Consider the following 26,731-nt stretch of genomic DNA (forward strand, 5'->3'; position numbering starts at 1 on the left):
GCTTCAGGCCAACAAATCCACCGCCACTTTCGCTCTGACGGCTTTACCCGCCAGTTGCTCGACCAGCGTCAGCGCAAATGCCAGCGCGGCGCCCGAGCCTTGGGCGGTGATGCAATTGCCGTCGACCACCACTGACTGATCAACAAACGTACAACCGGACAGTTGATGGCTCGCGCTCGGCAAGCAGGTCATGCGCCGTTGGCGCAGTACGCCGAAGGATTGCAGTGCTACCGCCGGGGCTTCGGCGATGGCGGCAAACAGTCGGCCGGCGCTGGCTTGATCCTTGAGCAATTGTTGCAGAGGCTGATGCGCCGCCAAGTGTTGCGCACCGACGGCACCGCCGGGCAGGACGATCAGGTCGAACGTCTGCGCCAGCACATCGACCAGCATGCCATCGGCGGTGATTCGGGTACCACGGGCGCAAGTCAGCATGCGTCGGCCTTCGATGCTCGCCGCCAGCACTTCGATGCCGGCGCGGCGCAACACATCGATCAGGGTCACGCTTTGCAGATCATCGATGCCCTCGGCGAGGGTGATCAGAGCTCTAAAGGTCATGGGCGCTATCCGCTGAGTGATCTTTAAAGCGTAGTCAGCTTTGCCGCGCACCGTTCGGTGCGAGGCGTTACTTGATGTAAAGCTGGGTAGACAAAGTGTTGCGCGGGGCGTTGATCGAGGTGTTGCTGAAGGTAAACGTGCCCTGCTGCTTCCCCGCCAGATCGAAGCTATATAGAGAGCCGACGGTTTTGCGGCCCGGCGAGCACTCGGTCAGATTACCGTTATCGAAGGCACAGACCGGGCTGCGGCTGCCGTTGACTTCAAAACCATCCAGTGTGGCTTGCGGTTGATTCTGTCCGTAGCCGATTTCCAGCACATACACCTTGATGCTCGACCCGCCGTGATTGCAACCGGTCTGCGCCTGACCGTCGCTAATGTCTTCCAGCCCGCAGGAGGCCGATTGCACCTTGATCACTTTGACCTCTGACAGCGGCGGTGCCGACGCCGCAAATGCTGCCGGCACCCCGCTCAGCAGCGATATCATCAGCCCGCAACCCTTCATCCAACCCTTGTTCATGCAATCGATCCCCCGAAAAATCAGCGCGCAGTATGGCGCAGTTGGCCGCGAGGCAAAACTTCGCCGACGATCGCCTCCAACATCCGCCCAATTGCTCACGCTGCTGGTATGATGCGCGGCTTTTTCCGGCCCAGCAAAAATCCCAGGCGCATCCGACGGTCTGTGCTTTGCTGTTGAGGTCGATACATTCACGGCGCCACGCGCGCCACGGGGAGCAGACATGCTGGAAAGGCTGTTTCAACTCAAGGCACACAACACCAATGTGCGCACCGAGATTCTGGCGGGCGTCACGACCTTCTTGGCCATGGCCTACATTCTGTTCGTCAACCCGAGCATTCTCGGCGAGACCGGCATGGACAAAGGTGCGGTGTTCGTCGCTACCTGTCTGGCAGCCGCCATTGGCTCGACGGTCATGGGCCTGATCGCCAACTACCCGATCGCCCTCGCGCCGGGCATGGGCCTGAATGCTTTCTTCACTTACACCGTGGTGCTGCACATGGGCCACACCTGGCAAGTGGCGCTGGGCGCGGTGTTCATTTCGGCGGTGTGCTTCTTCCTGCTGTCGATCTTTCGCATCCGTGAATGGATCATCAACAGCATTCCGCTGCCGCTGCGTTCGGCGATTGCCGCCGGTATCGGCCTGTTCCTGGCGCTGATCGCCCTGCACAACGCCGGGATCGTGGTCAGCAACCCGGCGACCATGGTCGGCCTCGGCGACCTGAAACAACCGGCACCGATCCTCGCCACCCTCGGTTTCGCCCTGATCGTTGCCCTTGAAGCCTTGAAAGTTCGCGGCGCGGTGCTGATCGGCATCCTCGCGGTGACCATCGTCTCGATCGCTTTCGGCTTCACTCCGTTCGCCGGCGTGACCTCGATGCCGCCATCGCTGGCCCCGACCTTCATGCAACTGGACATCAAAGGCGCACTGGACATCGGTCTGGTCAGCGTGATTTTCGCCTTCCTGTTCGTCGACCTGTTCGACAACTCCGGCACCTTGATCGGCGTCGCCAAACGCGCCGGCCTGATGGGCAAGGACGGCCACATGCCGAAAATGGGCCGTGCCCTGATCGCTGACAGTACTGCGGCAATGGCGGGTTCCCTGCTGGGCACCTCGACCACCACCAGCTACATCGAATCTGCAGCCGGCGTGAGTGCCGGCGGTCGCACCGGCCTGACCGCCGTCGTGGTCGCGATTCTGTTCCTGCTGGCGTTGTTTTTCTCGCCATTGGCCTCCAGCGTTCCGGCATTCGCTACCGCGCCAGCTCTGCTGTTCGTCGCCGTGCTGATGACTTCCGGCCTGGCAGAAATAGACTGGGACGACATTACCGTTGCCGCGCCCGTGGTGGTCACCGCGCTGGCGATGCCATTCACCTATTCCATCGCCAACGGCATCGCTTTCGGTTTCATCGCCTGGACCGGCATCAAGCTGCTGTCCGGCCGCGGCCGTGAGCTGAACCCGGCGCTGGTGATTCTGTCGATTCTGTTCGTGATCAAGTTGGGTTGGTTCAACGCATGACTTTTGATTCCCAGGCCTACGCCGCACAGCTCGAAGACAAGGTCACGCGCCTGCGTGACCTGCTGGCCCCGTTCGATGCGCCCGAGCCGACCGTATTTGACTCGCCGTTGCAGAACTTCCGCCTGCGCGCCGAATTCCGCCTGTGGCGCGAAGGTGGTGAGCGTCACTACGCGATGTTCGCGCAAGACGACAAACGCACGCCGATCCTGATCGAAGAATTCCCGATCGCCAGCCTGCGCATCAACCAGTTGATGCCGCAATTGAAAGCCGCGTGGCAGGCCAGCGCAGCGCTGAGCCATAAGCTGTTTCAGGTGGAGTTTCTGACCACGCTGGCTGGCGACGCGATGATCACGCTGTGCTATCACCGTCCGCTGGACGCGCACTGGCATACGGCAGCGAGCAAACTGGCGGCGGATCTCGGCGTGAGCATCATTGGTCGCTCGAAGGGCAAACGCGAAGTGCTCGGCCTGGATTACGTGGTCGAAAAACTTGAAGTCGGCGGGCGTACTTTCAGCTACCGCCAGCCGGAAGGCGCGTTCACCCAGCCCAACGGCACGGTGAACCAGAAGATGCTCAACTGGGCATACGAAGCGCTGGGCGATCGTACTGACGATTTGCTCGAGCTGTATTGCGGCAACGGCAATTTCACCCTGCCATTGGCCACCCGCGTGCGCAAAGTGCTGGCCACCGAAATCAGCAAGACTTCGGTTAACGCTGCACTGAGCAACCTCAGCGAAAACGCTGTGGATAACGTCACCCTGGTGCGCCTGTCCGCCGAAGAGTTGACCGAAGCACTGAACGAAGTGCGTCCGTTCCGTCGCCTGCACGGCATCGACCTGAAAAGCTACGAATTCGGTAGCGTGTTCGTCGACCCGCCGCGTGCCGGCATGGACCCGGACACCTGCGAGCTGACGCGGCGTTTCGATAACATCCTGTACATCTCGTGCAACCCGGAAACGCTGGCGGCGAACATCGCGCAACTGCACGACACGCACCGCATTTCCAGCTGTGCGCTGTTTGACCAGTTCCCGTGGACGCACCACATGGAATCCGGCGTGATGCTGACCCGGCGTTGATTGCAACTGCCTGACACAACAAAGCCGTCGTGATTGACGGCTTTTTTGTGCGCTCACAATGCAGGATCAACCTTGCGCGGGCGCCCGCCCTTCTTGCCATTGGCGCGTGCGGCGTCAGCCTTGGCGGTGCTGCTCTGACGACCATTGCGCGAGGCGATTACCGACGCCGCCATCGACATCAATGGCTGACTGGCCGAAATCATCCCGGCGATGGAAATCTGCAGATCCTTAGCGTCATGGCACAGGGCGGTACCGGCGAAACCGAGTTTCACTCCGGCAAAATCTTCCGGCTGGAAATCAGCCAGTTCCGGATACAGATTCACCGGCAGCAGTACACCGCTGTCGTCTTCGAAATGGATCACCAGACACGGCGGGTGAAAGCTCACTGACACGGCTTGCAAGCTGCTGCGCCGCCGCACGCCGCCACGATCGACAGCCTCGTCGAGGCGGTTTTCCGTAACCGGTCGGTCCGCCTGCAACCCGGCCTTGACTGTTTTCATAATTCGATCTCTATGCCTTCCTGAGCGCCAACCAGCGCGAGCAGGGTTTTGTTCACTTCAGGTTCGTAATACGCCGAAGCGATTCTGAACGTCGTGCTGGTCACTTGCCGCAGTACCGCGACTTCGTTCGCCTGCTCGTCCCACCATTGATTGTCGAGGCACGCCGTACGTAAACGACTCCACCAGATCCCGCGCGCGCGGCGCAGATGATCCGTTTGCCGCAGCGCCTGGCGCAGCCCTTCGAGTACCGCAACCGGCGGCCGCCGCGACAGCGGAATCACATCCCACAATTCGACGCCGTTGTGCCAGAAGCTGAATTTGAACCGCGCGCTCCATGCGCCGGCATCCACATGGGCATGGGGCGGGCAGTGCTCGTCGCGCAACATGATCACCACTGACAATCCTTTGTAACCACACACTTTCATGCTAACCCATCCGTTAGGTTAAAGAGTTTGTCGATTTGCCGTTCCCTGACAAATCCGACCATCGGCGCCAATGCCTGAAATGGCCGCCAGGTTCCGAGCCTAGTGCGGGATGCAGAAAAGCCGCGCGCAAAACCGTAACTAATCCTTTCGCCACCTAGGTGATGTTCGATCATCGAACACAAAACGCAGCGCCGACCGCTGAGCAATTGCTTAAAGTAACCGGCTAGTACAATTTATATCCACAGGCCGAAACACTCGGCCGATGCCAAAAACAATAAGTGGAGTTTGTACCCATGGCCCCTATCGTTCTGGTGCTTAACGGCCCGAACCTGAACCTGCTCGGTACCCGTGAACCGGCGACCTACGGCCACGAAACCCTGGCAGACATCTCCGCCCTGTGCCTGCGCGCCGCAGAAGAATTCGGCCTGGCGGTGGAGTTTCGCCAGACCAACCACGAAGGCGAACTGCTCGACTGGATTCACGCCGCGCGTGGCCGCTGCGCCGGGATCGTGATCAATCCGGCAGCCTGGACACACACCTCAGTGGCGATTCGCGACGCATTGGTCGCCAGCGAACTGCCGGTGATCGAGGTGCACCTGTCCAACGTCCACGCCCGCGAACCGTTCCGTCATCAGTCATTCGTTTCCGCCATCGCCACCGCGGTGATGTGCGGTTTTGGCAGCCACGGCTATCGACTGGCCCTGGAACATTTCAGCCAGCGACTGACCGGGAGAAGCGCATGAGCCGCGCCAACGTGATACTCGCCGGACTGATCGGCGCCGGCATTCAGGCATCGCGCACCCCGGCGCTGCACGAGCACGAAGGTGACGAACAAGGCCTGCGTTACCTGTACCGGTTGATCGATCTCGATCAGCTGAAACTCGACAGCAGCGCCCTGCCCGACCTGTTGCTGGCCGCCGAGCGCATGAACTACACCGGGCTGAACATCACCTTCCCGTGCAAGCAGGCGATCATTCCGCTGCTCGATGAGTTATCGCCAGAAGCGCGCGGCATCGGCGCGGTCAACACCGTGGTGCTGAAAGACGGCAAACGTGTAGGACACAACACCGATTGCCTGGGATTCGCCGAAGGTTTTCGTCGTGGCCTACAAGACGCTGCCCGCGAACGTGTAGTCCAGATGGGCGCAGGTGGCGCCGGGGCGGCAGTCGCCCACGCGCTGTTGAGCGAAGGCGTACAGCAACTGAGTATTTTTGATGTGGACGCCGAGCGCGCGCAAAGCCTGGCGCACAACCTTAACCAGCATTTCGGCGCGGCTCGCGCGGTGGCCGGACAGGATCTGCCGGGCACGCTGAATCAGGCTGATGGTTTGGTGAACACCACGCCAATGGGCATGGCTAAACTGCCAGGCACACCAGTGCCGGTCGAGCTGCTGCGGCGCGAGTTGTGGGTAGCGGAGATTGTGTATTTCCCGCTGGAAACCGAGTTGCTGCGCGCCGCCCGCGCCTTGGGTTGCCGCACGCTGGACGGCGGCAACATGGCGGTGTTTCAGGCGGTGAAAGCGTTCGAGTTGTTCAGCGGCGTGGTGCCGGATGCGCAGCGCATGCTCGCGCATTTTCAAAGCATGAATGGTTGAAAACGTTGAGGGAGGCCTAGGCCTCCCTCAATGCGTGTCACGTCTGCAAATAGCGCAAAACCGACTCGCAAATCATCTCGCGATGGCGCTGCTTGATGCCTTCATCCGGCAGATCAACCTGAAAGATCGCACCCAGCGTATGGCGGTTCGACACGCGATAGAAGCAGAACGAACTGATCAACAAATGCACATCCAGCGCGTCGAGTCCGGCGCGAAACAAGCCTTCAGCAGCACCGCGTCGCAGGATCTCGCTGAGCGAATCGAGGATCGTGTTGTTCATTGCCTTGATCGCATCCGAACGCTTCACGTACTCGGCGTTGTGGATGTTTTCGATGCTGACGATGCGCACGAAATCGACGTTGCGATCATGGTGATCAAAGGTGAACTCGACCAGGCGGCGGATCGCTTCCACCGGTGGCAACTCAGCCAGGTGCAGACGGTTTTCCGTGGTGCGGATGTCGCCGTAAAGTTTCTCCAGCACCTCGACGTACAGCTGTTCCTTACTGCCGAAGTAGTAATAGATCATGCGTTTGGAGGTGTGGATGCGCTCGGCAATCGAATCGACGCGAGCACCGGACAGGCCCTGCTGGACGAACTCGACGATCGCCTCTTGCAGAATATTTTCGCGGGTTTTTTCCGGGTTGTTCTTGCGACTTTTGCGCGGCTCGACGTGGGCTACAGCTGGTGCGGCGTCGGCGGCGGAAAGTTCTGAATTGATTGTCATCGCGGGCTCACGGCCATCACTGCACAGGCTGGCGATTATGGGCTGCGCGCCACAGTGAAGGAAGCCGCGCAGCTCGTGTTTAACGCCGCGTTTACGAAATACCTACAACTTCGCCTGGCGAACTGCGCCACTGCGTGCTTTGGCCATTGCCGCCAGCCGCACCGCCACGTTGGCCGCGCCATAACCGGCGTAGCCGTGCTTGCGCTGGATGATTTCGAAGAAGAAACGTCCTTCGAACGCTTCGGTGTAAACGTGGAACAGCTCGCCACCCTGCGCATCGCGGTCGTACAACACGTTGTAGTAGGCCAGCTCGCTGAGGAATTCGTCGTCGAAATCAAAGCGCGCGGCGAGGTCGTCGTAATAGTTGAGCGGGATATCGAGCAGCGGCACGCCGGCCTCTTTGGCGCGGCTGACTTCAGCGAAGATGTCGTCGCAATCGAAAGCGATGTGATGCACCCCGGAGCCGCGATAACTCGACAGTGCGTGTGAGATTGCGGTGTTGCGGTTCTCGGAAATGTTCAGCGGCAAACGGATCGAACTGTCCCGACTGCGCAGCGCGCGACTCTTCACCAGACCGTAGGGATCGGGCAGCACCACTTCGTCATCGGCGACGAAATCCAGCAGGCTCTTGTAGAACAATACCCAGCTGTCGAGGCTGTCGGCCGGCAGCGCCATGGCCATGTGATCGATGCGTTTAAGACCACCACCGGCGACCGCACCCGAGAGCATATTGAAATCGGTGCCATAGACATCCGCCTCCTCATCCACCAGGTAAATCAGGCTGCCGTCCGGTGCACGCACCGCGCCCAGCTCCAACTCATTGGGGCCGACCAGGCCGCGATATGGCTGACCTTTATAGGCCACCGCACGCGCCAGGGCTTTCGCACTGTCCTTGACCCGCACCGCCGTGGCACACAGCGACGGGCCATGGGCTTCGAAAAAACTGTTGGCGAACGAATAGGGTTCGGAGTTGAGGATCAGGTTGATATCGCCCTGACGCAGCAGACTCACACTCTTCGAGCGGTGCTGCCCGGCCTTGACGAACCCCAGCCGCTCAAGCCAGTTCGACAGCTTGGCGCCGAGGCTTTCATCCACGGCGAATTCCAGAAATTCGATGCCGTTGTACTCGCTGGCCTTCGGCGTTTCGAAGAGGATTTCGCGGTTATCCACAGGTCGGACATCTTGTTCCAGACGCTGGCGGGTCTTCTCTTCCAGATACAGCAGCGAACGCAACCCATCGGCCGCATTGGCTCGCGGTGGCGCGGCGCGAAAACCGTCGTTGAAGATCTCCAGCGACAGCGGCCCGGTGTAACCGCTCTGAATGATCGGCGCGAGAAAGCCTGGCAGATCGAATTCGCCCTGGCCGGGGAAGCAGCGGAAATGCCGGCTCCATTCGAGCACGTCCATCACGAGGATCGGCGCGTCGGCCATTTGTACGAAGAAGATCTTGTCGCCGGGAATCTCGGCAATCGCGCGTGGATCGCCCTTGAGCGACAGGGTATGGAAACTGTCGAGCAGCACGCCGAGGCTCGGATGATCAGCCTGACGCACGATGTCCCAGACCTGTTGATAAGTATTGACGTGACGCCCCCAGGCCAGCGCTTCGTAGCCGATACGCAAGCCACGGGCACCAGCATGTTCGGCCAGCAGGCGCAGGTCGTCGATGAGGATTTGTTGATCGCCGATGCTGTCCGGCGAGGCGTTGCTGCACACCAGCACCAGGTCCGTACCGAGTTCCTGCATCAGGTCGAATTTGCGTTCAGCACGTTCCAGATTGCGCGCAAGGCGATCACGGCGGCAGCCTTCGAAATCGCGGAACGGCTGAAACAACGTGATGGCGATCCCGAGGTCGGCGCACATCTGTTTAATTTCACGCGGGCTGCCGTCGTAGTACAGGAGGTCGTTCTCGAAAATCTCCACCCCGTCGAACCCGGCGGCCGCGATGGCTTCGAGTTTTTCCGGCAGGGTTCCGCTCAAGGACACGGTGGCAATGGATCGCTGCATGTTTCAACTCCCGATGGAGACGTCGGCTACGTGGATTGCGCCGGTTTTATCATTGGGGGAAATTATTGGCTGCATGCCAGCGCACAGCAATTTAAAGTGTACTACCCGGTTAGTTTTGCGTGCGATTATCGAACACTAAGCCGTTTTGACGAATTGACGATTTTTCGTCCACTGCCCACCATCGACCCCTCATTGAGTCCGGACGTGAACCATCGGTCGCAGTGTTAATGAGAAAACAACACCACATAACAAATTCAAAAACGGGTGGAACACATGATTCCTTCACAGACTTCCCGCATGGCTCCGGCCATGAGCACTGCCACCGGTGGCATCGGCGACAAGATCCGTGGCGCCATGGCCGTCGGCAAGACCCGTTGGGGCATGCTGGCGCTGGTGTTTTTCGCCACCACCCTGAACTACATCGACCGCGCCGCTCTTGGCGTCATGCAGCCCATCCTCGCCAAGGAAATGAGCTGGACGGCGATGGACTACGCCAATATCAACTTCTGGTTTCAGGTCGGCTACGCCATCGGCTTCGTGCTGCAAGGGCGGCTGATCGACCGGGTCGGCGTCAAACGCGTGTTCTTCTGCGCCGTACTGTTGTGGAGCCTGGCCACCGGCGCACACGGTCTGGCGACTTCAGCGGTCGGCTTCATGGTCTGCCGGTTTATCCTCGGCCTGACCGAAGCAGCGAACTACCCGGCCTGCGTGAAAACCACGCGCCTGTGGTTCCCGGCCGGCGAACGCGCAGTGGCCACCGGCATCTTCAACGCCGGCACCAACGTCGGCGCGATGTTTACCCCGATGCTGTTGCCGCTGGTGCTGCATGTGTGGGGCTGGCAAGCCGCGTTCCTGTGCATGGCGGCACTTGGCGGCATCTGGCTGCTGTTCTGGGGTCTGAAGTATTTCAACCCGGAAGATCACCCGAGCGTTAAACAGTCAGAGCTGGATTACATCCAGCAAGAGGCCGAACCGGAACAGCCCGCCGTGCCATTCTCGAAAATCCTGCGCATGCGCGGCACCTGGGCCTTCGCTATTGCCTATGCGCTAACCGCGCCGGTGTTCTGGTTTTATCTGTACTGGCTGCCGCCGTTTCTCAATCAGCAATACAACCTGGGCATCAACGTGACCCAGATGGGTATTCCGCTGATCATCATCTATGTCACGGCTGACTTCGGCAGTGTCGGTGGCGGGATTCTGTCTTCGTTCCTGATCGGACGCGGCATGAACGCGATCAAGGCGCGGCTGCTGTCGATGCTGCTGTTTGCCTGCTGCATCATCGGCGTGGTGATGGCGGCCGGTTCGAGCAATCTGTGGGTCGCGGTCGCTGCAATCTCGCTGGCGATTGGCGCGCATCAGGCGTGGACGGCGAACATCTGGAGTCTGGTCATGGACTACACGCCCAAGCACATGATGAGCACGGTGTTCGGTTTCGGCGGCATGTGCGCAGCGATTGGCGGGATGTTCATGACGCAGATCGTCGGCCATATCCTGACCGTCACCCATAACAACTACACGGTGCTGTTCACGCTGATTCCGGCGATGTACTTCCTCGCGCTGACCTGGATGTACTTCATGGCGCCACGCAAAATCCCGACGATTACCGAGTAACCGGCCTACACAAACCACTGTGGGAGCTAGCTGGCTAGCTCCCACAAATATCGGTTCCTTTCAGCGCCGACTCTGTTGCCACGCTGCCGCCAGTCCGCTGCAACAGATCACCGCGATCCCGACCACTGTCAGCAAGGTCGGTGTGTGATCGAACAGCAACCAGCCCAACAACCCCGCGAACACGATCTGGCAATAACCGAACGGTGCCAGCAGCGCCGGTGCCGCATGGCGGAACGCCTGGGTCAGAAACAGATGCGCGGTCATCCCGCAACTGCCCAGCGCCAGCATCAACAACCCGTGGCCAAGACTCGGCACTTGCCAGAAGAACGGCACAATCGCGCTCATCACCAGCGTGTTGCACAGCCCGGCGAAAAAGTTACTGGTGGTCGGGCTGTCGATCTCGCTGAGCTTGCGCGTCAGCAGTTGATAGAAGCAGAAAAACAGTGCCGAGCAGAACGGCAACAGGATCGCGGCCGTAAACAGTTCGCCGCCGGGATGGACGATGATCAGCACGCCGACAAATCCGCAAATCACCGCAATCCATTGCCCGCGCGTTACGCGTTCCTTGAGCAACGGCACCGACAGCGCCGTGACCAGCACCGGCGCAAGAAAGTTGACCGCCGTGGCCTCGGCCAACGGGATGTACAGCAGCGCCGTGGTGAAAAACAGGCTGGTGCCGAGCAGGCACAACGCCCGCGCCAACTGCCATAACGGGCGCTTGGTGCGCAGGACGCGCAACCCGGACTGCGGCAGAAAAATCCCCGCCATCAATAACGTGTGCACCACATAGCGCGCCCAGACCACCATCACGATCGGATAGAAACCCGAGAGGTATTTCGACAACGCGTCGTGGCTGGAAAACAGAAAAGTCGCGACGACAATCAGCAAGATCCCTTTGAAGGGTTGGTTGACACCTGATAACGGGGTGCTGACGGTCATTGGCGGTCTCTGAAAAAACGAAATGAGGAAAGAGCCTCAGTGACAATTTACAACTCACTTCCAAGTTAGCACGCGCATCTATCCTGAACCGGTGCGAACAGCGCACACTTTCAATTGCGCCATGAATACCTGAGGGAGCGAGCCTGCTTACTCCTGCAAAAAACCGCTTCAAGGGAATTTGCTGCGCGCTCAGGGTTCTTACCCGTCAGCAGGAGCAGTGTGCCATGCCCGGCAATAGACGGACGACCGGACTGGCGCCACACTCACACACCAGCAACACTCATCACCAAACACTTTTCACCACCAACAATCAGAGGATTCCCACATGCTATGGAAAAAAGGCCGACGCAGTGACAACGTCGTCGACGCCCGTGGTGATGGCGGGGGCGGTGGTGGCGGCATGCGCTTCGGTGGCGGCAAAGGCCTGAGCCTGGGGGCGATCCTGCTGATTGTCGGCATCGGCTGGATCACCGGGCAGGATCCGCTGCAGATCCTCGGTCAGCTCACCGGCCAAGGCACGCAGCAAGCGGCGCCGACTTCGCAGACTCGCCAGGCGCCGCCGGCCAATGACCAACAAGCCGAATTCGTGCGTTCGATCCTCGGTGATACCGAAGACACCTGGGGCGCTATTTTCCAGCAGGCCGGTCGCCAATATAAAGAGCCGACGCTGGTGCTGTTCAGCAGCCGAGTGAATTCCGCCTGCGGTCTGGCCACTTCGGCCACCGGCCCGTTCTATTGCCCGGCGGATCAGAAAGTCTATCTGGACATGGCGTTCTTCCAGGAAATGTCCCAGCGTTTCGAGGCTGCAGGCGACTTCGCTCAGGCCTACGTGATCGCTCACGAAGTCGGCCACCATGTGCAGACCCTGCTCGGCGTCTCGGCGAAGATTCAGGCCGCGCGTCAGCAAGGTCGGCAGATGGAAGGCGACGGTGGTTTGCTAGTGCGTCAGGAACTGCAAGCCGACTGTCTGGCCGGCGTCTGGGCCAACAATGCTCAGAAGCGCCTGAACTGGCTGGAACCGGGTGACATCGAGGAAGCCATGAACGCAGCCAACGCCATCGGTGATGATCGCTTGCAACAACAGGGTCAGGGTCGCGTGGTGCCGGACTCGTTCACCCACGGTACGTCGGCGCAAAGGGTGCGCTGGTTCAAAACCGGATTCGCGCAAGGCCAGGTCGGCCAGTGCGACACCTTTGCGGCGAAAAACCTGTAAATGCATAAGTGGCTGTTGGCTTTCCTGTTCATTGCCGGTACCGCGCAAGCGGCCGGCGTCGATGCGATCAGCCCCGGACGCCTGCAACTGCAGGCCGGGGAAATGGCCGTGGGCATCGGCCCGGCACCGACGAAAATCGAGCGTGTGCTGATCGTCATTCATGGCCGATTGCGCAACGCCGAGACCTATCGCAAGAGCGCCGAAAGCGCGGCGGAACTGGCCGGGCAATCGGCCAACACGCTGGTGATCGCCCCGCAGTTTCTCAATGAAAGTGACGTCGCGCTGTATTCGTTGCCGGCCAGTGTTTTGCGCTGGAGCGGCAATGAATGGATGGGTGGCGGCTTATCCACCGGGCCGAATCCGCTGAGTTCCTACGCGGCGCTGGATGAAATCGTCGCGCGCCTGGCCGACCGCAAGCAGTTTCCGGATGTGAAACAGGTGGTGATTTTCGGTCATTCCGGCGGTGGTCAAGTTGTGCAGCGCTACGCCCTGCTCGCCCGTGAACAACCGGCGCTCAAAGCCAACGGCATTCGGCTGCGCTATGTGGTGGCCAATCCATCTTCTTATGCGTACTTCAACGAACAGCGGCCGGTGGCGTTCGATCATGCCAAGTGCGCAGGTTTCAATCGCTGGAAGTACGGTCTGGCGGATGCGCCGATCTACGCCGGTGGGCAATCGCCCGCGCAGCTTGAAAGCAGTTATGTGAAACGCGAGGTGATTTATCTGTTGGGTCAGCAGGACACCGACCCGCAGCATCCGGCGCTGGACAAGAGTTGTGCGGCCAAGGCGCAGGGAGCATTCCGACTGGAGCGCGGGAAGCTGTTTTTCAGCTATCTGCTGCGCCGGCATCCGGAAGGGGTCAATCAACGGCTGATTGAAGTGCCTGGTGTCGGGCATGACGGCGATGGGATGTTGACCTCGCCTGAGGGGCAGAAAGCTTTGTTTTAATAGTGAGATTTGTGGTGGCTGATGTGCCGCCATCGCTGGCAAGCCAGCTCCCACAGGGGAATCGTGTCGGACACAAATTTTGCACCCACTGAAAATCCCTGTGGGAGCTGGCTTGCCAGCGATGAGGCCCTGACAGACCACAAAAATTTCAGGCCAAAAGCATCCGCCGCAACTCCACACAATCCCTCGCATGCCAATCTGTGAGCTCCGGCCACGGATTCTCCGGCAGATTCACCAGCACCGTCCGCGCACCAGCGGCACGACCGCAATCCAGATCAAAGCGGTAATCGCCAACCATCACCATCTCACTGGCCGGCACCGCCCAGGCATCCGCCAATTTCAGCAATCCGCCCGGATGCGGCTTGGGCGGCGCATCATCCCGCCCCAGCACATCCTCCACCGCGAAACAGTCCGCAAGGCCGATAGCTTCAAGCGTCACATGCGCCAACTCCCGCGCATTGCGGGTCAGAATCCCGAGGCGATAACCGCGCTGATGCAGATCGCGCACCAATTCCACCGCGCCTTGTGCCGGCGTAGAACCGAGCGCCAGATCGCGCTCGTGCTCCAGCAGCCACGCATGTTTCGCCGCCGCTTCGTCGGCAGGCAGCGCGGCCAGATGCGTAAGAATGTCGTCCTCGGCCGGGATCGCCAACGCCACCCGGATCGCCGCGAAATCATGCACGGCAACGGTCAGGGTGCCGTCCATGTCGAACACCCAATGCCGCACATCCGCCAGACTCATGCCCAATCCTTGCGATGGCGGATCAGACCTTCCTGAGTGACCGATGCCACCAGTTGCCCGGCGCGGTTGTACACGCTGCCACGGGAGAACCCGCGGGAATTGCCGGCCCACGGACTGTCCATTGCGTAGAGCAACCAGTCATCGGCGCGCAGGTCATTGTGGAACCACAGCGCGTGGTCGAGGCTGGCGACCTGCATGTCTTTCTGCCAGACCGATTTGCCGTGCGGCAGCATCGACGTGGTCAGCAGACCGAAGTCCGAAGCGTAAGCCAGCAGGTATTTGTGCAGCGCCGGCAAATCAGCCAACGCGCCATCCGCCCGGAACCACACGTATTTGACCGGATCCGCCGGTTGCGGGTTGTACGGATCTTTTTCGGTGACCGGACGCACTTCGATCGGCTTCGGGCACAGCAGCTTTTCGCGCATGTGCTCCGGAATCAAGTGTGCGCGCTGCTGGAACAACTCCAGCTCGGAGGGCAGGTTTTCCGGGCCGACCACTTGCGGCATCTGGCTCTGGTGCTCGAAGCCTTCTTCATCGTATTGAAACGACGCACTGCAGGTAAAAATCGGGTGACCCTTCTGGATCGCCGTGACCCGGCGCGTGCTGAAACTGCCGCCGTCACGCACGCGATCAACCGAGTACACCACCGGCAACTTGGCGTCGCCCGGACGCAAAAAATAGCCGTGCATCGAGTGCACATGCCGCGCTTCTTCAACGGTCTGACTGGCCGCCGACAGCGACTGGCCGAGTACCTGGCCGCCGAACAACTGGCGGAAACCCAGGTCCTGACTGCGGCCACGGAACAGGTTTTCCTCGATCGGTTCAAGGGTCAGCAGATCCACCAGATCTTCCAGCACTTGGCTCATTCAGACTCTCCTCACACAAAGCAATGCCGCGCAGTCTTGGCTGCGGCGGGCGATTCAGGTTCTGGCCGACGCCATGATGATGGCGGCCATTGTAAACGTCCGCGCCTGCTTATCCATGCAAGGTTTGTAGCCACTGTTCCCTTGTGATGCGGTACAGCACATGCCGTCGTAACGGGTGATCGACGGCAAGTTTCGGGTGTTCAAAATCATCGTCCGGCGCGTGATGCATGCCAATGGCCTGCATGACTTTTTGTGACGGCAGATTTGTCGCACTGGTGAACGACACCACTTCCTTCAGCGCGACCCGGTCAAAGCCGCAACGCAGAGCGGTCCACGCCGCTTCACTGGCATAACCCAGGCCCCAATGTTCCTTGGCCAGCCGCCAGCCGATCTCCACTGCCGGCGTAAACGGTGCGTCGAAACCAACTACGCCGAGGCCGGTGAAACCGATGAACTGGCCAGTGTCCTTGCGCTCCAGCGCCCACAAACCGTAACCGTGCTCGGAGAAATGCCCGCGCACGCGACCGATCAGCGCGGCGCTTTCCAGTCGGCTCAAGCGTGCAGGAAAGTAGCGCATCACCTGCGGATCGGCGCACATCGCCGCAAACTCGGGCAAATCCTCGTCCTGCCATTGGCGCAGCAACAGCCTCGCGCTTTCCAGCTCCAGTATCGGTTCCATCCCGCCCCTCCGCTTGATGCCGCCAGTCTACATCGCTGGTAGGCTTTGCACTCTTTCCTACAGCCTTTGTGAATAGTCCTGCCATGCCGTTGCCGCTGATCTACCACGAAGACTACAGCCCCGAATTTCCGGCGGATCACCGCTTCCCGATGGACAAATTCCGCCTGCTGCGTGATCACCTGGTGGACAGCGGCCTGACCCGTGACGAACAACTGCTGCGCCCGGAGCTGTGCCCGAACGACATCCTCGCCCTCGCCCATGACCGTAGCTATATCGAACGCTACATGAGCGGTGAGTTGTCCCGCGAAGACCAGCGGCGCCTCGGCCTGCCGTGGAGCGAAGCGCTGGCGCGGCGTACGGTGCGCGCAGTTGGTGGCTCGTTGCTGGCGGCGGAACAAGCCTTGGAGCATGGCCTCGCCTGTCACCTCGCCGGCGGCACGCATCACGCGCATTACGACTACCCGGCCGGGTTCTGCATCTTCAACGACCTGGCGATCATCAGTCAGTACCTGTTGCAAAGCGGTCGGGTCAACCGCGTGCTGATCTTCGATTGCGACGTGCATCAAGGCGACGGCACCGCACGGATTCTGCACAACACGCCCGAAGCGATCACCGTTTCCCTGCACTGCGAGAAGAATTTTCCTGCACGCAAAGCGGAAAGTGACTGGGATATTCCACTGCCCAAAGGCATGGGCGATGCCGACTACCTGAAAGTCGTCGACGATGCGCTCAACTATTTGCTGCCGCTGTATCAACCGGATCTGGTGCTGTACGACGCGGGGGTCGACGTACACAAGGACGATGCCCTCGGTTATCTGCAACTGACCGACGCAGGTGTCGCCGCCCGCGATGAAAGCGTCATGCGCCATTGCCTGGGCCGCGATATTCCGCTGATCGGCGTGATCGGTGGCGGTTACAGCAAGGATCGCCAGGCCCTCGCCCGCCGCCACGGCATCCTGCATCACAGCGCGCAACGGGTGTGGCAGTCATCCGGTTGTCATTGAGTTGTGCTGCGTTACCCACAATCGCTGTGGAACGGCCTGTGGATAACCTGAGTGAAAGGGACTACAGGCCTTACTGGCCATAGCTCACGACGCACTGGTTGTTTTTTGATCAGGCCCGGCAATCGGCGGTGCTGCTAGAATGCGCGGCTTATTCCGCACTGCCGAAAATCCCGCCATGACTCAGACTCCCGCCGCCCTTCCCGCTCACGTCGCCATCATTGGTGCTGGCCCCGCTGGCCTGATGGCGGCCGAAGTGTTGAGTCAGGCTGGCGTAAACGTCGATCTGTACGACGGCATGCCCTCGGTCGGTCGCAAGTTCCTGCTCGCTGGCGTCGGCGGTATGAACATCACCCATTCCGAAGCGTATCCGGCGTTCCTCGCGCGCTACGCCGAACGCGCCCCGCAAATCGCCCCGCTGCTGCGCGCGTTCGACGCCGATGCGTTGTGCCGCTGGATTCACGATCTGGGCATCGAAACCTTCATCGGCAGCTCGGGCCGCGTGTTCCCCACCGACATGAAAGCCGCGCCCCTCCTGCGCGCTTGGCTCAAACGCCTGCGCGACAGCGGCGTAGTTATCCACACCCGCCACCGCTGGCTCGGTTGGGATGAACACGGCGCGCTGCGCATCGACAGCCCGGACGGCGAGAAAACCCTGAAGCCCGACGCCACCCTGCTCGCCCTCGGTGGCGGCAGTTGGTCACGGCTGGGTTCCGACGGTGCGTGGATGTTGCCACTGGAGCAACGCGGTGTAGGACTGGCGCCGTTGCAGCCGAGTAATTGTGGCTTCGAAGTGCAGGCCTGGAGCGAATTGCTGGTGAGTAAATTCGCCGGCGCGCCGCTGAAAAATATTGCCATTGGTTTGAACGACGACATCCCGCGTCTGGGTGAATGCGTGATCACCGCGACCGGGATTGAAGGCAGTCTGATTTACGCCTTGTCGGCGCCGATGCGTGAGGCGATCAATCAGCATGGCTCGGCGACGATCCATATTGATCTGCTGCCGGGCCGACCTGTGGATAAGGTTCAGGCTGCGTTGAGCAAACCGCGTGGCTCGCGCTCGATGGCCAAGCATCTGCACAGTCAGTTGGGGATTGATGGGGTGAAAGCGGCGTTGTTGCGTGAGTTGACTGATGCGGCGACCTTTGCCGATCCGGCGCTCTTGGCGCGGGCGATCAAGGCATTACCGCTGACGGTAGTGAAAACCCGGCCGCTGGATGAGGCGATCAGCAGTGCGGGCGGGGTGACGTTTGAAGCGATGGATGAGCGGTTGATGCTTAAGGCGTTGCCGGGGGTGTTTTGTGCGGGGGAGATGATTGATTGGGAGGCGCCGACTGGCGGGTATTTGCTGACGGGGTGTTTTGCCAGTGGGCGGGCGGCGGGTTTTGGAATGCTGGAGTGGTTACGGCGCGGGAATTGAGTGTACCCATTGCCCTCACCCCAGCCCTCTCCCCCAGGAGAGGGAGCCGACCGAGGTGTCTGGCGTCATACATCGACCTGAATGACCAAGTCGATTATGGATTCGGTAAAGCAGGGTCAGGTCGATGGATTTCTGAGGCATCCCCCAATCAGTCCCCTCTCCCTCCGGGAGAGGGTTAGGGTGAGGGGCTCTTCGCCTTTGACCTTAAACCCTTAAGGCTTACGCTTACGCGGCCCAGTATTGAACACCGGCACCTTGCGCACAGGCTTCACCGCCACCTCAGGCGCCGGCGTATCCCCGCTGTCCACCCACTTACCCAGATTGCGCTTGCCGCCACCGGAAACCTTGGGCTTTTTCGGTTTCTTCGGCTTTTTGATCACCTGACCGCTGGCATCCGTCTCCGGCACCCGATGCTCAGGCACGAAGTCTGGCTCGATCTCGCGCTTCAAGGTGCTGCGAGTCAGCGTTTCAATCGCCGACAACATGTTTACTTCGTCAGCACACACCAGCGAGATCGCCTCGCCAGTCGCGCCCGCACGGCCAGTGCGGCCAATACGGTGGATGTAATCCTCGGCCACGATCGGCAGATCGAAGTTGACCACCAGCGGCAGGTCTTCGATGTCCAGACCACGGGCGGCAACATCGGTCGCCACCAGAATCTGCACTTCACTCGCCTTGAAGCGGTCCAGCGCGCGCTGACGGGTCGCTTGCGGTTTGTCGCCGTGGATACCGTCGGCATTCACGCCCAGGCCCTGGAGTTTTTCCACCAGCGCGTCCACACCGTTGCGGGTCTTGGCGAACACCAGCACTTGTTTCCACTTGCTCTTGCGCATCAGGTGCACGAACAGTTCAGCCTTGCGCTTTTTGTCCACCGTCACCACCCACTGCTTGACGGTATTGGCGGCAACGTTGCGCGGGCTGACTTCGATGCTCAGCGGATCGTTGAGCATCTGCCCGGCCAGCAGGCGGATGTCATCGGAGAAGGTCGCGGAGAACAACAGCGTCTGACGTTTCTTCGGCAGCGCGCGGTAGATGTTGCCCAGTTCTTCGGAGAAACCGAGGTCGAGCATGCGGTCGGCTTCATCCAGCACCAGGGTTTGCAGCTGATTGAATTTCAGCGCCTTCTGACGGTACAGGTCGAGTAAGCGACCCGGCGTTGCCACCAGCACATCGACGCCGCCGCGCAGCTTCATCATTTGCGGATTGATGCTGACGCCGCCGTATACCGCGTAGGTGCGCAGTGGCAGGTTCTCGGCGTACTGGCGCACGGCTTCGTGAACCTGCTCGGCCAGTTCGCGGGTCGGCACCAGAATCAGCGCGCGCGCCGAGTTGGCAGCGACTTTCGGCCCTTCCATGCTCAGCAACTGCAACAGCGGCAAGGCGAAACCGGCGGTCTTGCCGGTGCCGGTCTGGGCCGCAGCCATCAGGTCGCGACCGGCCAGCACCGCAGGGATGGCTTGCGCCTGCACCGGCGTCGGGGTCTGGTAGCCGAGCGTCTCGAGGGAGCGCAGCAAGGGTTCGATCAGGCCAAGGGAGGCGAAAGTCATGGAAGTACCGTAGGAAAATTCAGCGCGATTGTGCAAAACGAATGCGTAATGACGCGCAGTTTACCCTAATTCACAGTCGATTCTTGCGCCACGGCCACAGGCTTGGTCGCCACGGGCTGCGGCGGCGTGCGACGCCACTGCGGCAGACTGATCAGCACCACAGCGCTGATGATCACCAGCATCGCCAGTGCTTCTTCTATACCAATGGTCTCGCCGACAAACACGATCCCCAGCAACACCGCCACCGCCGGATTGACGTAGGCATAACTCGTAGCCGCCGCTGGTCGCACGTTTTTCAACAGATACATATAAGCGTTGAAGGCAATGATCGAGCCGAAGAAGATCAGATACGCCAGCGCCAGCCAGCCTTCCAGCGGCGGCACAGCTTGCAAGTGTTCGCCGCTGAGCGCGCTGCCGATCAACAGCACCACGCCGCCAACGAGCATTTCCGCCGCGCTGGCCATCGCGCCCTGCGGCAGCGGCAGGTGCTTGCTCCACACCGAACCGAAGGCCCAGGCAGCCGCCGCGAAGATCAGCAACGCCGCGCCAGTCGGACTCGATTGCAGATTCGAACCCATGTTGAGCATGGCGATGCCGATAATGCCCAGCACCACTCCAGCCCATTCAAGACGGGTATTGCGCGCGCCCCAGAAATAGCCGCACAGCAGCGTAAACAGCGGCACCGTCGCCACCGCCAACGCCGCAACGCCCGAAGCCACCCCGCTGTGCTCGGCCAGGGTCACCGCGCCGTTGCCGCAACTCAGCAACAAAATCCCGATCATCCCCGCCGCTTTCCACTGCGTCCACGTCGGCGCCGGCACCCCGCGCCAGCGCAGGAACGCATACATCAGGCTGCCGGCAATCACGAAGCGCACACCACCGAGCATCAGCGGCGGCCAGTATTCGACGCCGATGCGGATCACCAGATAGGTCGAGCCCCAGATCACATACAACGCGAAAAACGCGGCGATCAGCGGCAAGGAAAAACGGCGCAGGGCGGACATGGGCAGCTCGAATGTCAGAGACAGGGATTGGTTATTCTAAAAAGGCCAGCGGGCAAAAATAAGTTACAAAACCTGTTTATCACGCCGGTACACTTTTGAAATCACGGAGATCAGCGGCGTTTACCGCGATTTCGAAGGATTGGCATTTTCGGGAATTTCATCATGGACAAATACGACCGCATGCTACTCAGCGCCCTGCTCGAAAACGGCCGTGCGTCCTATGCCGACCTTGCGCGCAAAGTGAACCTCTCCGCGCCCGCTGTTGCCGAGCGCGTGGCCAAACTTGAAGCCAGCGGCGTGATCACCGGGTATCAGGCGAACATCGACCTGTCGAAAATCGGCTTGCCGATCCAGTGCGTGATCGAACTGCGCCTGAACCAGCACGGCAGTCAGAAGGTGTACGACGAACTGGTGAAAATTCCGCAACTGACCGAGTGCTTTCGAGTGACGGGCGATCCGTGCGTGATCATGAAAGCCGCAGTGGGTTCGATGCCCGAGCTGGAGGATCTGATCAATCGGGTAGCGAAATTCGGATTCAGCAAGACGTCGATTGTGTTGTCGAGTGCGATAGAGAAACGCGTGCCGTTGGGGCAACTCGAATAGCCGGAAAGTGTAAACCCAGCTGTCCTCACCCCCGCGACTAAATGAGGACAGCTAAAATAAAGTCCTTAAGTATTCAGAAAACTTTGTGAAAAGGTGCTCACTTTCCTACGAAAATCTTGATAAGAAGGCAGCTCTTGAACAGGCCCCTCTGGATTCAGGTCGATCGTCAACCTGGCTCGCATTTCAGAGAAACGCTTTCTGAATTTAGCCAGACGAGCCCCTTGAGTTTCGCTAGCTTCACAGAGAGCAGTCATCAAAACCTGTTTTGTATCCCGGGCAGCTTCGAGTCGCCGTATAGGAGGAATGCAATTTAATGCACCGCGGTAGCCCGAATTTCCTGCAACTAACTTGATGGCATCTACATCTGCCAACAACCAAGTTTCCAACATACTAACGGGTATAACCGGGACTATGCGCGAGAAATCGACTATTCCATGACTAGCAGCAACCATCTCTTGCTCGCGAACAACTGCACCAACATTATCAGAGTCTCTATGTACAAATATTACGTCGGCATGCGGATAATATCTTACTAATGCCTGAAGCTTTTCTCGCACTGAACGCCCCACAGGGGGAGAAAACAACCCTAAATCCGGAACCTCACCACTTACCTCAGAAAAACCTTCGCCAATCAAAATAGTTTGTATATGCTCAACCAAACGAAGATCAGATGAGCCTTCCCCTGTAAGAACAAATCTTATTTTCATGCATTGGCGCCCTTGATCTTATTCGTCGAATTCCATTGATATCTGACTGTCTGGCGGCAAGGCTAGATAAGCAATGATTGATCCTTTATCAATACACTCCGACCCGGCTTTAAATCGCCAGCTTTCCCGCAAACTTTTACAACGAATAGTTGAAGCAGGCATCCCATCAGGACCCCGTACTTTAACTACATCTGCATAAATAAGATCATCGGGAGACTCAAGCTTTACCAATACTGGAGAGTGAGTAGCTATGAGTATCTGCCGCATTGGATTATCCTCACCCACTGGATACTCTGTATCAACAGCCAATTCTTTCAAAAGCGAAAGCATCGCGCCCATTTTCGCTGGATGGATACCGTTCTCTGGTTCTTCGAAACACAATAGGCCTTTAAAATCAGGATCCTCAGCCATGATGCATAGAGCCATGAAACGTAGTGTGCCATCTGAAAGTGCGCGAGCAGGCAAGAACGCTCCGGAACGTTCTTTCACTTCAACGGTTAGCAACTGCCTCACCTGATCCACGTCGACTCGAACGTCAGACGTCGGTACTATTTCAGATAAACGGCTAGCGATACGCGAGTAAACGTTGGCATCTTTACGATATAGCTTGTGAAGAGCAGCTGCTAGCTTCCCCCCATCAGCACCTACGCTTGTTTCTTCATGCATCTTATTCGAGCGCCTCATCGCGCTCGGCTCCAACGATAAAAATCGCCACGACTGCATTTCACGTCGAGCAGCTAAAATAGTTGGCCACACGGCACTGTTAGTATTAGCCACTACAGTTTTCGGAATATATCTAGCAGGAATTTTTTGCGGCTGCCCGCTACTTCCACCGTCTTGATGTAGATGTATCTCGACAACACCATCATCAACTTTTTGCGTAGATATGAACCCCGCTCCCTTTCGCTTATTCAGTACGACCTGATCGCGAAACTGAGAAACGCTAAGCGGAAAATGTAATGAGTTACTAGCCTCGCCTTTATTAATATGGACAAGCGTCTCGCGAGATAAATACAACCCAAGAGATCCGGATTTCTCCTCAGAGGGATCTCTTGCGATTTCGACTTCATAACGTAAAAAAGTTGAGGTGGCTTGAGCTTTACGGCCAAAGTCGTCGATGATATCTAGAGGCACTATCATCTCAACCGCAAGTTTAAGACTCTCCACACGATAATCACCATTCGTCCAAAAGACATCAAGTGGATCAGTAGATTCAGAATCTCTCACGGCCAATGCAGCTTCAACAATTGTCTTATCGCTCAAAAGCGAAAGAAATTTAATCGCATCAAATATATTTGATTTGCCAACGCCGTTCAGCCCAGCAATGCAATTAAACGGACCTAGAGACACTGAAAAATCAAGAAGATTTTTAAACCCATGCGCTTCAAGCTTGGTAAGCATAGTAGCTCTCTATTATCGAGCAGCGGTTAAATGCTGTTGGAGTATCTTAGAAGTGACAATCTGATTCAAGCGGGGGACGGAAAAGTTTTTATTTCGTCAGTTTGCGAAAAACAGGTTGATCGCGTTGTTTAAAATCGCCGCATCGCTAGGCCGCACCGATCAAACGCTGCAAATGCTCGCCAACCTTCGCCGCCGGGACTTTCTGCAATTTGCACAGCAGGTCGTGAGTCAACTCTCGCACGCCGTGCTTGTGCCGCAACTCTTCCGCGAGGTGCGCCATCAGGTTGGCCGCCATTTCGGCGTCGGCCATGGCCCGGTGAGCCTGGCCGGTGTGGGGCAGGCGGGCGAAGGTGGTGAGGGTGCCGAGTTTGTGATTCGGTGCGGCGGGCATCAGGCGGCGGGCGAGTAGCAGCGAGCAGGCGAAGTTTTGCAGGCGGGTGCGTTTGATGCGGCCGAGTTCGAAGTCCCAGAACTTCTGGTCGAACGAGGCGTTGTGGGCGAGCAATGGCGTGCAGCCGACGAATTCGTTGACCTCGTTCATCACCTGCTCGGCCGATGGCGCGGTGCGCAGCATGGCGTTGCTGATGCCGGTCAGTTGCTCGATGAACGCCGGGACGCGCACGCCAGCGTTCATCAGGCTCTGGTAGCGCTCGACGATGCGGCCGTTTTCCAGCATGACCACGGCGATTTCCGTGGCCCGGCAACTGCTGTTCGGCGAGAGGCCGGTGGTTTCAAAGTCGATGACTGCAATGCGTTCCAAACCGGATTCAACTCCAAATCAATTCTTGAGCAACAGCGCGCCTTCGATCGGCACGTAACGGCTGGCAGCGCGGATCAGCGAGTTGGCGGTCAGGCCGGGCACGCCGTAGGCGACGGCTTGCACCCCGTGTTTGCTGATGATGCGTTCGAGCAGCATGTCGAAATCACCGTCGCCGGAGGCCAGCACCACTTCGTCGACGTGATCGGCGGCGTCCATGATGTCGAGGGTGATGCCCACGTCCCAGTCGCCCTTGGCCGAGCCGTCGCTGCGCTGGATGTAGGGCTTGAGCTTCACGATGAAACCGAGGTTGCGCAGGATCTGCTGAAACTGCTGCTGCTTGCTGTCGCCACGGTCGATGGCGTAGGCGTAGGCCTCGACGATCTGCCCGTCCTTGCTGATGTCCGCCCACAGCGCCGCATAGTTGAAGTGGCAACCATAGGCCTGACGCACGGTGTAATAGAGGTTCTGTACATCGGCGAACACTGCGATTTTTTTCACCGGAGTTCCTCTGGGCGCGCAAGCGCATGAGCGGGATCAGGCGCGGGCGGCCTGAAAAAGGCGCTCAGTATGCCAGCCCGAAGGAAGGTGGCGCGAATAATCACCGGCAGGCACTAAGGTGGTACTGACGAGTGGTGAATGTGGCGAGGGGATTTAGCGAAACGTCGCACCGCCCCGTTGGGCAGCGGAGCGGCCCCAGTTTTTGGGACTGCTGCGCAGTCCAACGGGGATAAATCCCCTCGCCACAGGTTCGGCGTAAGGACTAAGGGGGTGAATCAGACGAAGGAATCGTCGTCGCTGAAGAACGATGAGTTGTCATCGCTGTAGTCGGTGTCGGTGAACCCGCCCTGGCTATCGTTATTGGCCATGTGCTCATCATCGCCCCAGCCGTTGTTGCTCTGGTCGCTGACCTGGGCCGGCTCTTCCTTGATCACTTCAACGATTTCTTCCGGCTGCTGATTGTGATGGAACAGGCTGCTGATGCCTTGCGCCAGCATCACGCCACCGGCTACACCCGCAGCAGTTTTCAGCGCGCCACCGAGGAAACTGCTGCCGCCTGCTTGCTGCCCCGGAAAGTTTGGCTGCGCTGCGCCGAAATTCTGTTGCGGCGGTGGCGCACCGAAGTTCTGTTGCTGTGCCGGCTCACGCCAGCCGCCCGTTGAGGCCGGTGCAGTTGGGGCCGGGCGTGAATTGCCGCCAAAAATACTCGACAGAAACCCGCCGCCACTCGCCGCCGGAGCAGCACCCTGGCCCTTGGCCGATTGCAACTCAGCCTGCAAACGTTGAACTTGCTGGGTCAGCTGTTTGTTCTGTTCATCAAGACTCTTGAGCGCAGCTTCTTGCACCAGAATCGCCTGGGTCATGAAATAACCTGCCGCCGGCTGGCGAGTCAGGTGTTCCTTGATCCGCGTCTCGGCCTGGGCGTCGCGCGGGGCTGCCTCCGTTTCGGCCTGTTGCAGCCGGGAAAACAGTCCATCGATCAGGGTTTGTTCTTCGCTGTTCATGGCGACCTCGTAGATTGCCGGAGATAACGTTGCCCTCGCCCGATCCGAGCAAGGCGCCCTTCCGTAATGGAGGCAGTGACAAGATGTTTCAATGACCTTTACCGAACGTTTACGTTTGCGCAGCAAAAGCCATCATCGGTTAAAGTGAGCCACTGTTTTCGACCTGCGATCCGACCGATGAATGCCTTCGATGTACTGCGTGACTCTCTGTATTTCTTCAAACGCCATTTGGGCCGGATCGTCCAGTTGTGCCTGCCGCTGGTGATCTTCGAAGCGGTGCTGCAGCAGGTGGTCGATCACGCTGACGTGTCGCAGGACTACTCGGCGATCAGCATCATCGTCGGCCTGCTGGTGTATCCGCTGTACACCGCCGCGCTGATTCTGTTTCTCGATGCGCGCAGCCGTGGCGAGTCGCCGCGCAACCGCGACTTGCTGGCGATGGCCGCCACGTTGTGGCCACGTTTCGCCCTGCTCACCGCACTCAATACCTTGCTGATTCTGCTCGGCCTGTCGCTGTATTTCCTGCCGGGGCTGTGGCTGATGGTCACCCTGGCATTTGGCGAATACCTGCTGGTGCTGCGCGGCTTCAGCCCGTTGCAGGCGATGAAGGAAAGTCTGCGCCTGAGCCGTGGGCATTTTCTGCGGATCCTGGTGTGCATCTTGTGCGTGATGGCGCCGCTGTGGCTGCTCAAGGGGTTGACGCTGGAGGTGTATCCGGACCCGCAGAATCCGTTGATCGCGATCCTCATCGACAGCGCCCACAGCTTCCTGCAACTGTTCACCAGCGTGGTGCTGTTTCGCCTGTTCATGCTGATCAGTGAATCGCCCGACAAACAAAACGGAACCGTCTGACTGCGCAGGCGCTTGGGCGCACGGC

Annotated in this window: 28 protein-coding genes; 11 read left to right on the top strand and 17 right to left on the bottom strand. The window is 59.2% G+C overall.

All coding sequences use genetic code 11. The features are described 5' to 3' along the window. Positions 1-3 precede the first annotated feature (3 nt). Complete coding sequence (locus tag ACP7EE_RS14140) at positions 4-555, bottom strand: DJ-1 family glyoxalase III (RefSeq protein WP_426234953.1); 552 nt, start codon at positions 553-555, stop codon at positions 4-6. A 67-nt stretch (positions 556-622) separates the two neighbouring features. Further along, a complete protein-coding gene (locus ACP7EE_RS14145) occupies positions 623-1,072 on the bottom strand; it encodes a DUF4879 domain-containing protein (RefSeq protein WP_426234954.1) in 450 nt (149 codons plus the stop codon). A 220-nt stretch (positions 1,073-1,292) separates the two neighbouring features. On the opposite strand from ACP7EE_RS14145, the gene ACP7EE_RS14150 reads away from it, so the two are divergent. After that, positions 1,293-2,588, top strand: a complete 1,296-nt coding sequence (locus tag ACP7EE_RS14150; protein ID WP_426234955.1) for an NCS2 family permease — start codon at positions 1,293-1,295, stop codon at positions 2,586-2,588. After that, the gene (gene trmA / locus ACP7EE_RS14155) at positions 2,585-3,664 is read left to right on the top strand and encodes a tRNA (uridine(54)-C5)-methyltransferase TrmA (protein WP_426234956.1); all 1,080 of its coding nucleotides are present in this window, start codon (positions 2,585-2,587) and stop codon (positions 3,662-3,664) included. Before ACP7EE_RS14150 ends, trmA begins: the two co-directional genes overlap by 4 nt. A gap of 53 nt (positions 3,665-3,717) precedes the next feature. Here trmA and ACP7EE_RS14160 read toward each other — a convergent pair whose 3' ends face one another. Together ACP7EE_RS14160 and ACP7EE_RS14165 are read right to left on the bottom strand one after the other, a co-directional pair. After that, positions 3,718-4,164: a DUF2442 domain-containing protein gene (locus ACP7EE_RS14160; RefSeq protein ID WP_426234957.1), complete on the bottom strand. Its 447-nt coding sequence runs from the start codon at positions 4,162-4,164 to the stop codon at positions 3,718-3,720. After that, positions 4,161-4,589 (bottom strand): DUF4160 domain-containing protein, encoded by a 429-nt coding sequence (locus ACP7EE_RS14165; RefSeq protein ID WP_420648485.1) that lies wholly within the window; start codon positions 4,587-4,589, stop codon positions 4,161-4,163. The genes ACP7EE_RS14160 and ACP7EE_RS14165 overlap by 4 nt, the downstream gene beginning before the upstream one ends. A gap of 293 nt (positions 4,590-4,882) precedes the next feature. Here ACP7EE_RS14165 and aroQ point away from each other — a divergent pair, with 293 nt between their 5' ends. Next, a complete protein-coding gene (gene aroQ / locus ACP7EE_RS14170) occupies positions 4,883-5,332 on the top strand; it encodes a type II 3-dehydroquinate dehydratase (RefSeq protein WP_426234958.1) in 450 nt (149 codons plus the stop codon). Beyond that, a complete protein-coding gene (locus ACP7EE_RS14175) occupies positions 5,329-6,183 on the top strand; it encodes a shikimate dehydrogenase (protein ID WP_426234959.1) in 855 nt (284 codons plus the stop codon). The genes aroQ and ACP7EE_RS14175 overlap by 4 nt, the downstream gene beginning before the upstream one ends. 37 nt (positions 6,184-6,220) lie before the next feature. On the opposite strand, the gene ACP7EE_RS14180 is transcribed toward ACP7EE_RS14175, so the two are convergent. Both ACP7EE_RS14180 and quiC read right to left on the bottom strand, forming a co-directional pair. Continuing rightward, positions 6,221-6,907 (bottom strand): TetR family transcriptional regulator, encoded by a 687-nt coding sequence (locus tag ACP7EE_RS14180; protein ID WP_426204612.1) that lies wholly within the window; start codon positions 6,905-6,907, stop codon positions 6,221-6,223. Positions 6,908-7,009: 102 nt separating this feature from the next. Beyond that, complete coding sequence (gene quiC / locus ACP7EE_RS14185; protein WP_426234960.1) at positions 7,010-8,911, bottom strand: 3-dehydroshikimate dehydratase QuiC; 1,902 nt, start codon at positions 8,909-8,911, stop codon at positions 7,010-7,012. Between the two features lie 273 nt (positions 8,912-9,184). Between quiC and ACP7EE_RS14190 the strand changes: the two genes are divergently transcribed. Then, complete coding sequence (locus ACP7EE_RS14190) at positions 9,185-10,522, top strand: MFS transporter (protein WP_420648490.1); 1,338 nt, start codon at positions 9,185-9,187, stop codon at positions 10,520-10,522. A gap of 60 nt (positions 10,523-10,582) precedes the next feature. Here the strand turns inward: ACP7EE_RS14190 and ACP7EE_RS14195 are convergent, their stop codons facing one another. Further along, positions 10,583-11,461, bottom strand: a complete 879-nt coding sequence (locus ACP7EE_RS14195; protein WP_426234961.1) for a DMT family transporter — start codon at positions 11,459-11,461, stop codon at positions 10,583-10,585. Positions 11,462-11,786: 325 nt separating this feature from the next. Between ACP7EE_RS14195 and ypfJ the strand changes: the two genes are divergently transcribed. Then, positions 11,787-12,674 (top strand): KPN_02809 family neutral zinc metallopeptidase, encoded by an 888-nt coding sequence (gene ypfJ / locus ACP7EE_RS14200; protein ID WP_420648492.1) that lies wholly within the window; start codon positions 11,787-11,789, stop codon positions 12,672-12,674. Then, complete coding sequence (locus ACP7EE_RS14205; RefSeq protein ID WP_426234962.1) at positions 12,675-13,622, top strand: alpha/beta fold hydrolase; 948 nt, start codon at positions 12,675-12,677, stop codon at positions 13,620-13,622. It begins immediately after the preceding gene. Between the two features lie 148 nt (positions 13,623-13,770). Here ACP7EE_RS14205 and ACP7EE_RS14210 read toward each other — a convergent pair whose 3' ends face one another. The 3 genes from ACP7EE_RS14210 to ACP7EE_RS14220 form a co-directional block, all read right to left on the bottom strand. Further along, positions 13,771-14,364 carry an HAD family hydrolase gene (locus tag ACP7EE_RS14210; protein WP_426234963.1) on the bottom strand — a complete coding sequence of 198 codons (594 nt, stop codon included), beginning with the start codon at positions 14,362-14,364 and terminating at the stop codon, positions 13,771-13,773. Then, the gene (gene tesB, locus ACP7EE_RS14215) at positions 14,361-15,230 is read right to left on the bottom strand and encodes an acyl-CoA thioesterase II (protein ID WP_420648495.1); all 870 of its coding nucleotides are present in this window, start codon (positions 15,228-15,230) and stop codon (positions 14,361-14,363) included. Before tesB ends, ACP7EE_RS14210 begins: the two co-directional genes overlap by 4 nt. Positions 15,231-15,339: 109 nt before the next feature. Further along, the gene (locus ACP7EE_RS14220) at positions 15,340-15,909 is read right to left on the bottom strand and encodes a GNAT family N-acetyltransferase (RefSeq protein ID WP_420648496.1); all 570 of its coding nucleotides are present in this window, start codon (positions 15,907-15,909) and stop codon (positions 15,340-15,342) included. 83 nt (positions 15,910-15,992) lie between these two features. On the opposite strand from ACP7EE_RS14220, the gene ACP7EE_RS14225 reads away from it, so the two are divergent. Continuing rightward, on the top strand, positions 15,993-16,913 hold the full coding sequence (locus tag ACP7EE_RS14225) for a histone deacetylase family protein (RefSeq protein WP_426234964.1): 921 nt from the start codon (positions 15,993-15,995) through the stop codon (positions 16,911-16,913). A 175-nt stretch (positions 16,914-17,088) separates the two neighbouring features. Beyond that, positions 17,089-18,330 (top strand): TIGR03862 family flavoprotein, encoded by a 1,242-nt coding sequence (locus tag ACP7EE_RS14230; RefSeq protein WP_426234965.1) that lies wholly within the window; start codon positions 17,089-17,091, stop codon positions 18,328-18,330. 212 nt (positions 18,331-18,542) lie between these two features. Here ACP7EE_RS14230 and ACP7EE_RS14235 read toward each other — a convergent pair whose 3' ends face one another. Next, positions 18,543-19,877, bottom strand: a complete 1,335-nt coding sequence (locus tag ACP7EE_RS14235; protein ID WP_420648500.1) for a DEAD/DEAH box helicase — start codon at positions 19,875-19,877, stop codon at positions 18,543-18,545. 65 nt (positions 19,878-19,942) lie between these two features. After that, the gene (yedA, locus tag ACP7EE_RS14240) at positions 19,943-20,881 is read right to left on the bottom strand and encodes a drug/metabolite exporter YedA (RefSeq protein ID WP_426234966.1); all 939 of its coding nucleotides are present in this window, start codon (positions 20,879-20,881) and stop codon (positions 19,943-19,945) included. A gap of 162 nt (positions 20,882-21,043) precedes the next feature. Between yedA and ACP7EE_RS14245 the strand changes: the two genes are divergently transcribed. Beyond that, positions 21,044-21,484, top strand: a complete 441-nt coding sequence (locus ACP7EE_RS14245) for an Lrp/AsnC family transcriptional regulator (RefSeq protein ID WP_426234967.1) — start codon at positions 21,044-21,046, stop codon at positions 21,482-21,484. A 65-nt stretch (positions 21,485-21,549) separates the two neighbouring features. On the opposite strand, the gene ACP7EE_RS14250 is transcribed toward ACP7EE_RS14245, so the two are convergent. The 5 genes from ACP7EE_RS14250 to ACP7EE_RS14270 all read right to left on the bottom strand — a co-directional run bounded on the left by ACP7EE_RS14250 (position 21,550) and on the right by ACP7EE_RS14270 (position 25,854). After that, the gene (locus tag ACP7EE_RS14250; RefSeq protein ID WP_426234968.1) at positions 21,550-22,191 is read right to left on the bottom strand and encodes a hypothetical protein; all 642 of its coding nucleotides are present in this window, start codon (positions 22,189-22,191) and stop codon (positions 21,550-21,552) included. An 18-nt stretch (positions 22,192-22,209) separates the two neighbouring features. Beyond that, positions 22,210-23,592: an AAA family ATPase gene (locus tag ACP7EE_RS14255; RefSeq protein ID WP_426234969.1), complete on the bottom strand. Its 1,383-nt coding sequence runs from the start codon at positions 23,590-23,592 to the stop codon at positions 22,210-22,212. Positions 23,593-23,737: 145 nt separating this feature from the next. Next, positions 23,738-24,352, bottom strand: a complete 615-nt coding sequence (locus tag ACP7EE_RS14260; RefSeq protein WP_426234970.1) for a 3'-5' exonuclease — start codon at positions 24,350-24,352, stop codon at positions 23,738-23,740. 18 nt (positions 24,353-24,370) lie between these two features. Further along, positions 24,371-24,850, bottom strand: a complete 480-nt coding sequence (locus ACP7EE_RS14265; RefSeq protein ID WP_042561201.1) for an NYN domain-containing protein — start codon at positions 24,848-24,850, stop codon at positions 24,371-24,373. Between the two features lie 275 nt (positions 24,851-25,125). Further along, positions 25,126-25,854 (bottom strand): DUF2076 domain-containing protein, encoded by a 729-nt coding sequence (locus tag ACP7EE_RS14270; protein ID WP_426234971.1) that lies wholly within the window; start codon positions 25,852-25,854, stop codon positions 25,126-25,128. A 177-nt stretch (positions 25,855-26,031) separates the two neighbouring features. Here ACP7EE_RS14270 and ACP7EE_RS14275 point away from each other — a divergent pair, with 177 nt between their 5' ends. Further along, positions 26,032-26,706 (top strand): YciC family protein, encoded by a 675-nt coding sequence (locus ACP7EE_RS14275; RefSeq protein ID WP_420648505.1) that lies wholly within the window; start codon positions 26,032-26,034, stop codon positions 26,704-26,706. Positions 26,707-26,731: the final 25 nt, after the last annotated feature.

Origin of the sequence: Pseudomonas sp. TWP3-2 (genome assembly GCF_049897765.1) — a bacterium.
Taxonomy (GTDB): domain Bacteria; phylum Pseudomonadota; class Gammaproteobacteria; order Pseudomonadales; family Pseudomonadaceae; genus Aquipseudomonas.

What these genes read in the sequence shown, in the direction of transcription:
- ACP7EE_RS14205 (WP_426234962.1), top strand. Translation starts at nt 12,675, where the DNA reads ATGCATAAGTGGCTGTTGGCTTTCCTGTTCATTGCCGGTACCGCGCAA.
- ACP7EE_RS14160 (WP_426234957.1), bottom strand. Translation starts at nt 4,164, where the DNA reads ATGAAAACAGTCAAGGCCGGGTTGCAGGCGGACCGACCGGTTACGGAA.
- ACP7EE_RS14145 (WP_426234954.1), bottom strand. Translation starts at nt 1,072, where the DNA reads ATGAACAAGGGTTGGATGAAGGGTTGCGGGCTGATGATATCGCTGCTG.
- ACP7EE_RS14210 (WP_426234963.1), bottom strand. Translation starts at nt 14,364, where the DNA reads ATGAGTCTGGCGGATGTGCGGCATTGGGTGTTCGACATGGACGGCACC.
- trmA (WP_426234956.1), top strand. Translation starts at nt 2,585, where the DNA reads ATGACTTTTGATTCCCAGGCCTACGCCGCACAGCTCGAAGACAAGGTC.
- ACP7EE_RS14225 (WP_426234964.1), top strand. Translation starts at nt 15,993, where the DNA reads ATGCCGTTGCCGCTGATCTACCACGAAGACTACAGCCCCGAATTTCCG.
- quiC (WP_426234960.1), bottom strand. Translation starts at nt 8,911, where the DNA reads ATGCAGCGATCCATTGCCACCGTGTCCTTGAGCGGAACCCTGCCGGAA.
- ACP7EE_RS14230 (WP_426234965.1), top strand. Translation starts at nt 17,089, where the DNA reads ATGACTCAGACTCCCGCCGCCCTTCCCGCTCACGTCGCCATCATTGGT.
- ACP7EE_RS14275 (WP_420648505.1), top strand. Translation starts at nt 26,032, where the DNA reads ATGAATGCCTTCGATGTACTGCGTGACTCTCTGTATTTCTTCAAACGC.
- ACP7EE_RS14140 (WP_426234953.1), bottom strand. Translation starts at nt 555, where the DNA reads ATGACCTTTAGAGCTCTGATCACCCTCGCCGAGGGCATCGATGATCTG.
- ACP7EE_RS14180 (WP_426204612.1), bottom strand. Translation starts at nt 6,907, where the DNA reads ATGACAATCAATTCAGAACTTTCCGCCGCCGACGCCGCACCAGCTGTA.
- ACP7EE_RS14255 (WP_426234969.1), bottom strand. Translation starts at nt 23,592, where the DNA reads ATGCTTACCAAGCTTGAAGCGCATGGGTTTAAAAATCTTCTTGATTTT.
- ACP7EE_RS14250 (WP_426234968.1), bottom strand. Translation starts at nt 22,191, where the DNA reads ATGAAAATAAGATTTGTTCTTACAGGGGAAGGCTCATCTGATCTTCGT.
- ACP7EE_RS14175 (WP_426234959.1), top strand. Translation starts at nt 5,329, where the DNA reads ATGAGCCGCGCCAACGTGATACTCGCCGGACTGATCGGCGCCGGCATT.
- tesB (WP_420648495.1), bottom strand. Translation starts at nt 15,230, where the DNA reads ATGAGCCAAGTGCTGGAAGATCTGGTGGATCTGCTGACCCTTGAACCG.
- ACP7EE_RS14195 (WP_426234961.1), bottom strand. Translation starts at nt 11,461, where the DNA reads ATGACCGTCAGCACCCCGTTATCAGGTGTCAACCAACCCTTCAAAGGG.
- ACP7EE_RS14190 (WP_420648490.1), top strand. Translation starts at nt 9,185, where the DNA reads ATGATTCCTTCACAGACTTCCCGCATGGCTCCGGCCATGAGCACTGCC.
- ACP7EE_RS14220 (WP_420648496.1), bottom strand. Translation starts at nt 15,909, where the DNA reads ATGGAACCGATACTGGAGCTGGAAAGCGCGAGGCTGTTGCTGCGCCAA.
- ACP7EE_RS14245 (WP_426234967.1), top strand. Translation starts at nt 21,044, where the DNA reads ATGGACAAATACGACCGCATGCTACTCAGCGCCCTGCTCGAAAACGGC.
- aroQ (WP_426234958.1), top strand. Translation starts at nt 4,883, where the DNA reads ATGGCCCCTATCGTTCTGGTGCTTAACGGCCCGAACCTGAACCTGCTC.
- ACP7EE_RS14165 (WP_420648485.1), bottom strand. Translation starts at nt 4,589, where the DNA reads ATGAAAGTGTGTGGTTACAAAGGATTGTCAGTGGTGATCATGTTGCGC.
- yedA (WP_426234966.1), bottom strand. Translation starts at nt 20,881, where the DNA reads ATGTCCGCCCTGCGCCGTTTTTCCTTGCCGCTGATCGCCGCGTTTTTC.
- ACP7EE_RS14235 (WP_420648500.1), bottom strand. Translation starts at nt 19,877, where the DNA reads ATGACTTTCGCCTCCCTTGGCCTGATCGAACCCTTGCTGCGCTCCCTC.
- ACP7EE_RS14270 (WP_426234971.1), bottom strand. Translation starts at nt 25,854, where the DNA reads ATGAACAGCGAAGAACAAACCCTGATCGATGGACTGTTTTCCCGGCTG.
- ypfJ (WP_420648492.1), top strand. Translation starts at nt 11,787, where the DNA reads ATGCTATGGAAAAAAGGCCGACGCAGTGACAACGTCGTCGACGCCCGT.
- ACP7EE_RS14150 (WP_426234955.1), top strand. Translation starts at nt 1,293, where the DNA reads ATGCTGGAAAGGCTGTTTCAACTCAAGGCACACAACACCAATGTGCGC.